Below are 9406 nucleotides of genomic sequence, written 5' to 3'. Positions count from 1 at the left end.
AACCGACCGGCGATCCCGAGTGGCTGCCGAGCTGCGGCCGGCGGCCTCGCCCACGGCCCGCCCCGGCGGCTCTCCGTCCGGGGTCTCGCCCAGGTCAGCGGCGGAGTCCCGCCCGCGCCTCCACGCCCGAGTTCGCGCCCGGGACTCTGCATCCCAAGCCCCGCCCGGACCTCACCCCCGAGGCTTCGGTCGTACCTGTGTAAGTGCCGCGCCGATCAGGACGATGACCGCTCCGACCGGTGTCGACCAGGTGAGCGACTCGCCGAGGAGGGCGACGCCCGCGGCCGTGGCGATGACCGGGATGAAGTACGTGACCATCTGGGCGGTCGTCGGTCCGATCTCGGCGACCAGGCCGTACTGGAGGAGGACGGCGAGGCCCGTGCCCAGTGCGCCCAGGGCGGCGATCGCCAGCAGCGGTCCGGCGGACAGGTTGGTGGGCAGCGTCGTGAACAGCGGCGTGATGACGGCCAGTTGGACCGTCGCGAGCAGCAACTGCGCGCCCGTCATCGACAGGTGCGAGTGGCCGGTGCCGGCCAGGGTGCGGCGGACGTAGATCCAGCCGATCGGGTAACTGAGGGAGGCCAGCAGGGCCAGCGCCGTGCCGGTGGCGTCCAGGCCGTGGAAGCCCTGCCAGGCGCCCAACACCGTGAGTACGCCCAGGAAGCCGAGCCCGAGCCCGGCGACCCGCACCCGGGTCGGGCGGTCCTCCGACAGGGCGACCAGCGACAGTGCCATGCCCCACAGCGGCGAGGTCGCGTTGCAGATGCCCGCGAGCGTGGACGGGATGGTCAGCTCGGCGTACGCGAACAGCGAGAACGGCAGGGCGTTGAGCAGGAACGCGGCGACCGTCAGATGCCCCCATGTGCGCGCCCCGCGCGGCAGTCGCTCCCGGCGCACCGCCATCGCGGCGGCCAGCACCGCCGTACCGAACACCAGCCGGCCGAGCGTGACCTGGAACGGCGCATACCCTTCGGTGCCCACCTTGATGAGAAGGAAGCTGAAGCCCCAGATCAGGGACAGGGCGGTGAAGCGCAGACGCCAGTCGAGACGGCGACGGGGGCGGTCGCCCGAAGAGGTGGCGACCCGGCCGGGGGTGGTGACGGTGCTCATGGAAGACACGATGCCGGGCAGAACCTCGTAGCACAATCGAGATTTCGCACCCCATATTGCGTAGCATCGCTTACATGTTGAACCTGGAGCGCCTGCGTACCCTCGACGCCCTCGCCCGGCACGGCTCGGTCAGCGGCGCGGCCGAGGGGCTGCACATCACGACGTCCGCCGTCTCCCAGCAGATGTCCAAGCTGGAGCGGGAGGTCGGCCAGCGGCTCCTCGCCAAGAACGGCCGGGGGGTGCGCCTCACCGACGCGGGCCGGCTGCTCGCCGAGCACGCCGCGCGCATCCTGTCCCAGGTCGAACTCGCCCAGTCCGACCTGGAGGCGCAGCGCGGACAGGTGGTCGGCGAGCTGAGACTCTCGGCGTTCCCGACGGCCGCACGCGGCCTGTTCCCGCTCGCGCTGCCCGCCCTGCGCGAGCGGCATCCCGCGCTCCGGCTGCGCTCCTGCGAGCTGGAACCGGAGGCAGGCATCGCCGGGGTGGTGCGCGGCGACCTCGACCTCGCCGTGGTGCTCGACTGGTACAACAAGCCGATGGCGCTGCCCGACGGCCTGGTCAAGGCGTCGATCATGGACGACCCCGCCGATGTCGCCATGCCCGCGGCCCACCGGCTCGCCGGGCGGGACGAGGTGGACCTCGCAGAATTCGCCGACGACGAGTGGATCACCTGGGGCAAGGGGGAGTTCTGCCACGAATGGCTGATGTTCACGCTCCGCTCGAAGGGCATCGAGCCGCTCGTCGGCCACCGCGCCGCCGAGACCCACACCCAGCTCGCGCTGGTTTCCGCCGGCCTCGGCGTGTGCGTCGCCCCGCTGCTCGGCCGCCGTCCCGTGCCCGCCGGGGTCGTGACCGTCCCCGTCAGACAGCGGGTCCGGCGGCATGTGTACGTGGTCTGGCGCGCGGACGCCGACCGCCGCCCGTCGATCCGGGCCGCGGTGCAGGCCCTCCAGGAGGCGGGGGAGAGCCTCGGCTGAGCCCGCGCCGCCGCTCTACTGCGGCGCCAGCTTGCGGAAGTCCCAGGAGACGATCTTCTGCGGCGTCAGACGTATCCAGGCGTGCCGGCCGTCGTGCGGCATCTCCTCCAGACGGAAGTTCTTCCTGGCGAACAACATCTCCGGGACGTCGAGTTCGGCCCGCAGCTCGCCGGTGCGCGGGATCTCGCCCACGAACTCGACGGTGCCCGACAGCTCGACACCGCGCAGCTCGTCGTACTCCTCGCCGGTGTCGACCACGATCGCCACCCGCGGATCGCGCCGCAGGTCGGTCCACCGTTTGCTGCGCACGACCGAGTACAGCCACATCGAGGTGCCGTCCCAGGCGAACCACAGGGTGCTCACATGCGGGGCGCCGTCGGCCGATACCGTGGCGACCCGGCAGGTGCGTTGCGTGGTGAGGAAATCGTCCAGCTCGCCAGGCGTCATCATGATCTTCCGGCCCCGGCGCTGCTGAGTGACGGTCATGCTCCCCCTCTTTCCTTCTTCTCTCACGTCGTGTCAGAAGAGATCCTCTGACATCACGTCAGAAAAGAATGGATTCTCTTCCGTCCGTGCGCAATGGTGGCTACGCTCGCGCGCCCAGCCGCCGGCGCCCAGGGGGAACCGTGCCCGCGTACGCAGAGCTCAGCGAACTCCTCGATCCGCGGACCAGCGTGCTGCTCACCGTCGAGTGCCAGGAGGGCATCGTCGGAGCGGACAGCGCGCTGCCCGAACTCGCCGAGCAGGCACGCGCCGGCGGAGTGCTCGCCAACGTCGCCCGACTGGTGGCCGCCGCCCACGAGAGCGGTGTCCAGGTCGTGCACGCCATCGCCGAGCGCCGCCCCGACGGCCGCGGGGCCAGCCGCAACGCCCGCCTGTTCCGGGCCGCCGAACGCCTGCCCGTCCAGCAGGTGTCGGGCACGCCGGCGGTGCGGGTCGCGGCCCCGATCGAGGTCGCCGAGGAGGACCTCGTCGTACGGCGCCTGCACGGGCTGTCGCCCCTCCAGGGCACCGATGTCGACCCGCTGCTGCGCAACCTCGGCTGCCGCACGCTGATCGTCACCGGGGTCTCGGCCAACGTGGCCGTTCCCAACGCCGTGTTCGACGCCGTGAACCGCGGCTACACCGCCGTCGTCCCGGCGGACGCCATCGCGGGAGTTCCGTCCGAGTACACCCCCGCGATGATCCGCCACACGCTCGCGTTGGTCGCCACGGTCGCGACCACGGACGAGGTGCTGGCGTGTCTGGAGCGCCCGCGGGGACTCAGGCGAGCGTGATGGAGTCGCCGTTCACGCTGATCTTCTTCGCCTCCAGCGGTTCGACCGCCGGCCCGTGCTTCACGCTCCCGTCGAGGACGGAGAACTTACTGCCGTGGCAGGTGCAGGAGATGATGTCGTCCTTGAGGTCCACCATCGGGCAGTCGCGGTGGGTGCAGATCGTCGAGAAGGCCTTGTAGTCGCCCGCCGTCGGCTGCGAGACCACGACCTTCTCGTCCTTGAAGATCTTGCCGCTGCCCTCGGGGATGTCGGAGGTCTTGGCGAGCGCCGCTCCGCCGGCTCCCTCGTTCGCCGCGCCGCCCTGTTCGGTGGACGCATCGGACGCCTTGTCCTCCGATCCGCACGCCGTCAGCCCCACGGTGAGCCCTGCCGCGCCCACCGCCGCCACGATGGCACGGCGGCTCGGTCCCGACTTCGGCTGAACTGATTCGCTGGTCATGCTGACGTTCCTTCCGGGGATTCGTGATCTGCCGAGAGGTACGGCCCCTGGGGACCGGCTGTTCAGACAGTGCCGAAATCCTGCCGGGTACGCGGAACGGCGTGGGTAAAGCGGGGCTGTCGGTTCGCTGTCGGGTTCTGACGGGCTCGCTGGTGCCCCGGCCGGTCGGTGCCCTCGTTCAGAACATCAAGGCGGCGGAGACACGCCGGTGATCAGCTGTCCGCGGCGGAGCGGGACCGGATCTGCATGCCGGGGCGTCGGCGGTGAACGGTGAGATAGGACAGACCGTCCGCACCTGCGGCGATGCGGCGGGTCGAGCCGTGAGGAAGCCAGAACAGCGCGCCCCCTGTGAGAGGTTCGGTCCGGTCGTCGCTGCCGAGGATGCCGTGCCCGGCGACGACGAGCAGGAGTACGTCGAGATCGGGCTCGGCGTGGGTCTCGACGCGCTGGTGGGCCGGCAGGTGGACGAGGTTGGCGTCGAGCTGACGGCCGGACTCGGTGAGCTTCCACACGGCACCCGCCGTTGCCGGATCCGCCCGGGCGAGAGCATGGATGTCGCACAGCAGGCGCGGCGCCGGTGCGGGAGCGGACCCGGCGGAGGGCATGGCAACGTCCGCGTCGATCGCCCCGGGGGTACCAGGAGACGGGGTATCAGGCATCGGCGGCCGCCTTTCCGATCCGTACCCGCCAGGTCTCCGGGCGGGATGCTAGCTGGTCCCAGGTGTGGGTGCCCGTTTGGGTGGCCTCGAACTCGCGGCGCAGGGGCTCGAGGACCGGCGGACGGCCGAGTTCGCCACCCGCGAGCAGCGTCAGCATCGTCCCCCGCACGGCAAGCACGGCAAGCACGGCGGCGAAGGTGGTGTCACCCGGAGGCGCCCTTTCGGGGCCTGGCCACGCCGTTCACGCCACATGGGACCCGCGATGCAGGTGGATCAGTTCGGCGCTCTGCACCGTCTGTTCATCGCTTTCCTGGAGGGGCGTGAGCCGGATACCGACGTGGTAGTCCTGGACCAGCGTCCAGCCCAGGAAGCCGGCCGCGAGCGTGCAGGCCAGTCCGGCCGACGACAGTGCGAGTCCCGGAGTGACGCCGGTCGCCGGGCCGTCCCAATGGGTGGCGTACACGCCAAGGCTCGCGCCGAAGAGGCCCAGCGCAGCGACATTGAGACCGCCGTGGGCGATTCCGACGGTCCTGGCCGCCGACCGGCGGGGGATGCCGAACGCCAGATCGGCGATGCCGGGCAAGGCCGCCAGCAGTGCCGTGCCGACTCCGGCGATGTTGAGGGCGATGGCCAGGTTGAGCCAGAACTGCTGCCCATTGGACGCGTAGACGGCGAAGCCCACCAGCGTGCCGGTGTAGCTGGCGATGGGGAAGCCGACGAGCATCGGGTGAACGGGATGGCCGGTGACGGTGATCTTGCTGTACATGGCACCTCCAGGCCGGTTGGTCCGTGCTACGCCTTTCCAGCTTCTCCCTCGATGTACAGGAGCGCCAACGCGGGCCGGTGAGGGCTTTCGCCGGACCGCTTCCCGGACGAAGACCAGGACCGCCGGCCCGTCGCTGCGTGCGGATTGCGGGCTGACGGCCGTCCGGCGACGATGGAGCGACAGGCAAGCTCTGGTGCGGGCCGCGGGCGGGCAGCGAGAAGCCTTGAGCTGTTCACTCCGCCGGGCGCGCGGGAGGAGCGGGCAGCGTCATGAATCCCTTGAACACACTGAGCGATGCCGGAGTCTCGATCTGGCTGGACGATCTCAGCCGGGAGCGGCTGGTGTCCGGGAGTCTGGCGGACCTGGTCGCGCGGGACCGGGTGGTGGGGGTGACCACCAACCCGACGATCTTCGCCAAGGCCATCACGGGCGGCGAGGCGTACGACGCACAGATCCATGACCTGACGGCTCGCGGAGTCGGGGTCGGGGAGGCGCTGCGGGCGCTGACCACCACCGACGTCCGGTGGGCCTGCGACGTGCTGCGCCCCGTCCACGAGGCGACGGACGGCGTCGACGGTCGGGTCTCCATCGAGGTCGATCCCCGGCTCGCGCACGACACCGCGGCGACGATCGCGGAGGCGCGGGCGCTGTGGTGGCTGGTCGACCGGCCCAACCTGTTCGTGAAGATCCCGGCCGCCCGCCAGGGCCTGCCGGCGATCACCGCGTGCCTGGCCGAGGGCATCAGCATCAACGTCACGCTGATCTTCTCCCTCACCCGCTACGACGAGGTCATGACGGCCTTCCTCGAAGGGATGGAACAGGCCCGCGAGGCGGGCCGGGAGCTGTCCGGGATCGGCTCGGTGGCTTCGTTCTTCGTCTCCCGTGTCGACGCCGAGGCGGACGCACGCCTGGACAAGACCGGCACCGCGCAGGCGGCCGAGCTGCGCGGCCGGGCGGCGATCGCCAACGCACGGCTGGCCTACCAGCACTACGAGCGGGTGTTCTCCGCACTCCGCTGGCATGCTCTTCAGAAGGCCGGGGCCCACCCTCAGCGTCCGCTGTGGGCTTCGACCTCCGTCAAGGATCCCGCCTACCCCGATACCCGTTACGTGACCGAGCTCGTCGCACCCGGCGTGGTCAACACCATGCCCGAGGCCACCTTGCGCGCGGTCGCCGACCACGGCCGAGTACCGGCCGACTCGATCCGCGCCCACTACGACGACGCTCAGCGGGTTCTCGGCGCACTGCGGGACGTCGGCGTGGACTACGACGACCTCGTGCAGACCCTTGAGGACGAGGGGGTGTCGAAGTTCGACGCCAGTTGGGAACAGCTCTCCGAGCAGCTCGCCGCAACGCTGCGGCGCCGGCCCGCAGCCGGGGAAGGGAGCTGACGATGTCCGCGAACGACGCGTGTGTGATCGTCGGAGCTTCCCTGGCCGGGGCCAAGGCCGCTCAGGCCCTGCGCGAGGAAGGCTTCGACGGACCGCTGGTCCTGATCGGGGACGAGAGCGAACGGCCCTACGAGCGGCCACCGCTGTCCAAGGGCTACCTGATGGACAAGGACGCGCGGGAGCAGATCTACGTGCACCCGCCTCAGTGGTACGCCGAACACAACGTGGACCTGCGGCTCGGCACGGCAGTCACCGCCCTCGACCCGGCCGCGCGCGAGGTGACACTCGCCGGCGGCGACCGGGTCGGCTACGGCAAGCTGCTGCTGACCACCGGATCCTCCCCGCGCCGCCTGCCTGTCCCGGGTGCGGACCTGGAGCGCGTGCTGTACCTGCGGCGGGTCGAGGACAGCGACCGGATCAAGCAGGCGTTCCGGTCCGCCACACGGGCCGTGGTCATCGGTGCGGGATGGATCGGTCTGGAGACCACTGCCGCCGCCCGCGCGGCCGGTGCGGAGGTCACCGTGCTGGAGATGGCCGAGTTGCCGCTGCTGCGGGTCCTCGGCCGCGAGGTGGCTCAGGTCTTCGCGGACCTGCACCGCGACCACGGCGTGGATCTGCGGTTCGGTGTGCGGGTCGCCGAGATCACCGGCAGCGGCGGCGCGGCGGACGGGGTGCGGCTGTCCGACGGCACCCGCGTCGACGCCGACGTCGTCATCGTCGGGGTCGGTATCATGCCGAACACCGGGCCGGCCCGGGAGGCGGGCCTGGAGGTCGACGACGGCATCCGCGTCGACGAACGGCTGCGCACCTCCTACCCGGACATCTACGCCGCCGGTGACGTCGCCAACGCTTTCCACCCGCTGCTGGGCAAGCACATCCGCGTCGAGCACTGGGCCAACGCGCTGCACCAGCCGCAGACCGCGGCCAAATCCATGCTCGGCCGGCAGGACGCGGTGTACGACAGGGTGCCGTACTTCTTCACCGATCAGTACGACCTGGGCATGGAGTACGCCGGGTACGTCGAGCCGGGCGGCTACGACCAGGTCGTCTTCCGCGGTGATGTGGCCGGACGCGAGTTCATCGCCTTCTGGCTCGCCGGCAACCGGGTACGCGCAGCCATGAACGTCAACATCTGGGACGTCAACGACCAGCTCGAAGCCCTCGTCCGCACCACCCGGCCGGTCGACGCGGACGCGCTCACCGACCCACAGGTGCCCCTGGAGTCCCTCCTGCCCTGATCGGAATGCCGCCCGGCCGGCCGACGTGAGTTCTCCGGAAGGATTCCCGATGACCGACACTCCCGCGCCCGTCCCGGCCGGGCCGATCGTGGTCGGCACGGACGGCTCCCCGCACGCCCGGCACGCCGTGCTCTTCGCTCTGCACGAGGCACAGCTGCGCGGCACCGGTCTGCGGGCGGTCTGTGCCTACGACTACACCTCTGCTCGATACACGGGCTACGGATGGATGGCCGCGCCGGAGGACGACGGCGGCCTGTACGAACAACTCCACGATGTCGCCCGACAGGCGGTGACCGACACGGTCCACGAACTGGGGCGGCAACTCGGCGGACCCCACGTGGAGGTGGAGGTCATCGCCGCGTCGGGCCGCCCGTCACAGGTTCTGCTGGACGCGAGCAAAGACGCGTCTCTGCTGGTGGTCGGCACCCGCGGTTCGGGCGCCTGGGGGCGCCTCACGCTCGGATCGACCAGCACGGAGGTCGTGCACCACGCCCACGTGCCCGTTGTCGTCGTTCCGGCCGACACCCGCCACGCCTCCTCCTGACGCCGTCCAAGAGCGACCGCGGGCACTCCTCGTCCGCGATCACCCTCGGTTACTATGCTCACTTCATGCCGGAGGCCGAAAGCAAGGGACATGCTGAAAGAGGTCACCGCGACCCGCTACATCACGCCGCTGCGTGAGGGCGGTTCGCTGCCGGGGCTCGTCGAGGCCGACGACTTCGGGACGTACGTCCTGAAGTTCACCGGCGCGGGACAGGGGCGCAAGACGCTCGTCGCCGAAGTGGTCTGCGGGGAACTCGCCCGCCGGCTGGGGCTGCGCGTGCCACGCCTGGTCACGGTCGAGCTCGACGCGGAACTGGGGCTCGGCGAACCCGACCAGGAGGTGCAGAGCCTGCTCAGGTCCAGCGGCGGCACCAACCTCGGCATGGACTTCCTCTCCGGCGCGCTCGGTTTCGACCCGCTCGCCTTCCCGGTGGGTTCCGGGGAGGCCGGGCGGATCGTCTGGTTCGACGCGCTGGTCCACAACGTCGACCGGTCCTGGCGCAACCCCAACCTCCTGATGTGGCGGGGCGAGTTGTGGCTCGTCGACCACGGGGCGACGATGATCTGGCACCACAACTGGCCCAGTGCGCAGGCCTCCGCGGCCCGCCCCTACGACGCCGCCGACCATGTCCTGGCGCCCTTCGCACCTGATGTCGCCGCCGCCGCGGCCGAGTTGGCGCCCCGGGTCACCGAGGATCTGCTCGCCGACGTCACCGCGCAGATCCCGGACGCGTGGCTGACGGACGAGCCCGGCTTCGACACGCCGGACGACCTGAGGCGGGCCTACGCGCGGCCGCTGCTCGCACGGGCTGCCGTCATCCACGACCGCATCCAGGGGATCACGTGAGCGACCGGCACATCATCAAGGGCGGGCCGCGCGACCGCCAGATCTACGAGTACGCCGTCCTGCGCGTCGTCCCGCGCGTCGAGCGCGGCGAGTGCATCAACGCCGGGGTGCTCGTCTACTGCCGCGCCGAGTCCTACATCGGCGCGGCAGTAGACGAGC

The 9406-nt window shown here is 70.8% G+C and carries 13 protein-coding genes; 7 read left to right on the top strand and 6 right to left on the bottom strand.

The annotated features are described in order from the left end of the window. Window positions 1-171: 171 nt before the first annotated feature. Window positions 172-1110 carry a DMT family transporter gene (locus CCL05_RS18450; RefSeq protein ID WP_208641562.1) on the bottom strand — a complete coding sequence of 313 codons (939 nt, stop codon included), beginning with the start codon at window positions 1108-1110 and terminating at the stop codon, window positions 172-174. 74 nt (window positions 1111-1184) lie between these two features. On the opposite strand from CCL05_RS18450, the gene CCL05_RS18445 reads away from it, so the two are divergent. Further along, window positions 1185-2087 carry a LysR family transcriptional regulator gene (locus CCL05_RS18445; RefSeq protein WP_086561599.1) on the top strand — a complete coding sequence of 301 codons (903 nt, stop codon included), beginning with the start codon at window positions 1185-1187 and terminating at the stop codon, window positions 2085-2087. Between the two features lie 15 nt (window positions 2088-2102). Here CCL05_RS18445 and CCL05_RS18440 read toward each other — a convergent pair whose 3' ends face one another. After that, window positions 2103-2573 carry a pyridoxamine 5'-phosphate oxidase family protein gene (locus CCL05_RS18440; RefSeq protein WP_086561598.1) on the bottom strand — a complete coding sequence of 157 codons (471 nt, stop codon included), beginning with the start codon at window positions 2571-2573 and terminating at the stop codon, window positions 2103-2105. Window positions 2574-2713: 140 nt separating this feature from the next. On the opposite strand from CCL05_RS18440, the gene CCL05_RS18435 reads away from it, so the two are divergent. Then, window positions 2714-3364 (top strand): cysteine hydrolase family protein, encoded by a 651-nt coding sequence (locus tag CCL05_RS18435; RefSeq protein WP_086561597.1) that lies wholly within the window; start codon window positions 2714-2716, stop codon window positions 3362-3364. Here the strand turns inward: CCL05_RS18435 and CCL05_RS18430 are convergent. The 4 genes from CCL05_RS18430 to CCL05_RS18415 form a co-directional block, all read right to left on the bottom strand. Next, a complete protein-coding gene (locus CCL05_RS18430) occupies window positions 3351-3803 on the bottom strand; it encodes a Rieske (2Fe-2S) protein (RefSeq protein ID WP_086561596.1) in 453 nt (150 codons plus the stop codon). The genes CCL05_RS18435 and CCL05_RS18430 overlap by 14 nt on opposite strands. Before the next feature lie 212 nt (window positions 3804-4015). Next, the gene (locus CCL05_RS18425) at window positions 4016-4408 is read right to left on the bottom strand and encodes a cupin domain-containing protein (protein WP_086561595.1); all 393 of its coding nucleotides are present in this window, start codon (window positions 4406-4408) and stop codon (window positions 4016-4018) included. 46 nt (window positions 4409-4454) lie between these two features. Further along, complete coding sequence (locus CCL05_RS18420; RefSeq protein WP_086561594.1) at window positions 4455-4649, bottom strand: hypothetical protein; 195 nt, start codon at window positions 4647-4649, stop codon at window positions 4455-4457. Window positions 4650-4703: 54 nt separating this feature from the next. Further along, window positions 4704-5228: a DUF2231 domain-containing protein gene (locus tag CCL05_RS18415; RefSeq protein ID WP_086561593.1), complete on the bottom strand. Its 525-nt coding sequence runs from the start codon at window positions 5226-5228 to the stop codon at window positions 4704-4706. A gap of 269 nt (window positions 5229-5497) precedes the next feature. On the opposite strand from CCL05_RS18415, the gene tal reads away from it, so the two are divergent. The 5 genes from tal to CCL05_RS18390 form a co-directional block, all read left to right on the top strand. After that, window positions 5498-6619: a transaldolase gene (tal, locus tag CCL05_RS18410; protein WP_086561592.1), complete on the top strand. Its 1122-nt coding sequence runs from the start codon at window positions 5498-5500 to the stop codon at window positions 6617-6619. Window positions 6620-6621: 2 nt separating this feature from the next. Next, entirely contained in the window at window positions 6622-7857 is a 1236-nt protein-coding gene (locus CCL05_RS18405) for an NAD(P)/FAD-dependent oxidoreductase (RefSeq protein ID WP_086561591.1), read from the top strand. 49 nt (window positions 7858-7906) lie between these two features. Beyond that, a complete protein-coding gene (locus tag CCL05_RS18400; protein WP_086561590.1) occupies window positions 7907-8401 on the top strand; it encodes a universal stress protein in 495 nt (164 codons plus the stop codon). 90 nt (window positions 8402-8491) lie between these two features. After that, a complete protein-coding gene (locus CCL05_RS18395) occupies window positions 8492-9247 on the top strand; it encodes a HipA family kinase (protein WP_086561589.1) in 756 nt (251 codons plus the stop codon). Next, window positions 9244-9406, top strand: a 163-nt coding sequence (locus CCL05_RS18390) for a DUF3037 domain-containing protein (protein ID WP_143589907.1), incomplete at its 3' end; no start/stop codon positions are given. The genes CCL05_RS18395 and CCL05_RS18390, both read left to right, overlap by 4 nt.

This window comes from Streptomyces africanus, assembly GCF_002150735.1.
GTDB classification, from domain to species: Bacteria; Actinomycetota; Actinomycetes; order Streptomycetales; family Streptomycetaceae; genus Streptomyces; species Streptomyces africanus.
The sequence above is the reverse complement of the archived record's forward strand: the minus strand, read 5'-3'. Positions and strand labels throughout refer to the sequence as shown.

What these genes read in the sequence shown, in the direction of transcription:
- CCL05_RS18450 (WP_208641562.1), bottom strand. Translation starts at nt 1,110, where the DNA reads ATGAGCACCGTCACCACCCCCGGCCGGGTCGCCACCTCTTCGGGCGAC.
- CCL05_RS18445 (WP_086561599.1), top strand. Translation starts at nt 1,185, where the DNA reads ATGTTGAACCTGGAGCGCCTGCGTACCCTCGACGCCCTCGCCCGGCAC.
- CCL05_RS18440 (WP_086561598.1), bottom strand. Translation starts at nt 2,573, where the DNA reads ATGACCGTCACTCAGCAGCGCCGGGGCCGGAAGATCATGATGACGCCT.
- CCL05_RS18430 (WP_086561596.1), bottom strand. Translation starts at nt 3,803, where the DNA reads ATGACCAGCGAATCAGTTCAGCCGAAGTCGGGACCGAGCCGCCGTGCC.
- CCL05_RS18425 (WP_086561595.1), bottom strand. Translation starts at nt 4,408, where the DNA reads ATGCCCTCCGCCGGGTCCGCTCCCGCACCGGCGCCGCGCCTGCTGTGC.
- CCL05_RS18415 (WP_086561593.1), bottom strand. Translation starts at nt 5,228, where the DNA reads ATGTACAGCAAGATCACCGTCACCGGCCATCCCGTTCACCCGATGCTC.
- tal (WP_086561592.1), top strand. Translation starts at nt 5,498, where the DNA reads ATGAATCCCTTGAACACACTGAGCGATGCCGGAGTCTCGATCTGGCTG.
- CCL05_RS18405 (WP_086561591.1), top strand. Translation starts at nt 6,622, where the DNA reads ATGTCCGCGAACGACGCGTGTGTGATCGTCGGAGCTTCCCTGGCCGGG.
- CCL05_RS18400 (WP_086561590.1), top strand. Translation starts at nt 7,907, where the DNA reads ATGACCGACACTCCCGCGCCCGTCCCGGCCGGGCCGATCGTGGTCGGC.
- CCL05_RS18395 (WP_086561589.1), top strand. Translation starts at nt 8,492, where the DNA reads ATGCTGAAAGAGGTCACCGCGACCCGCTACATCACGCCGCTGCGTGAG.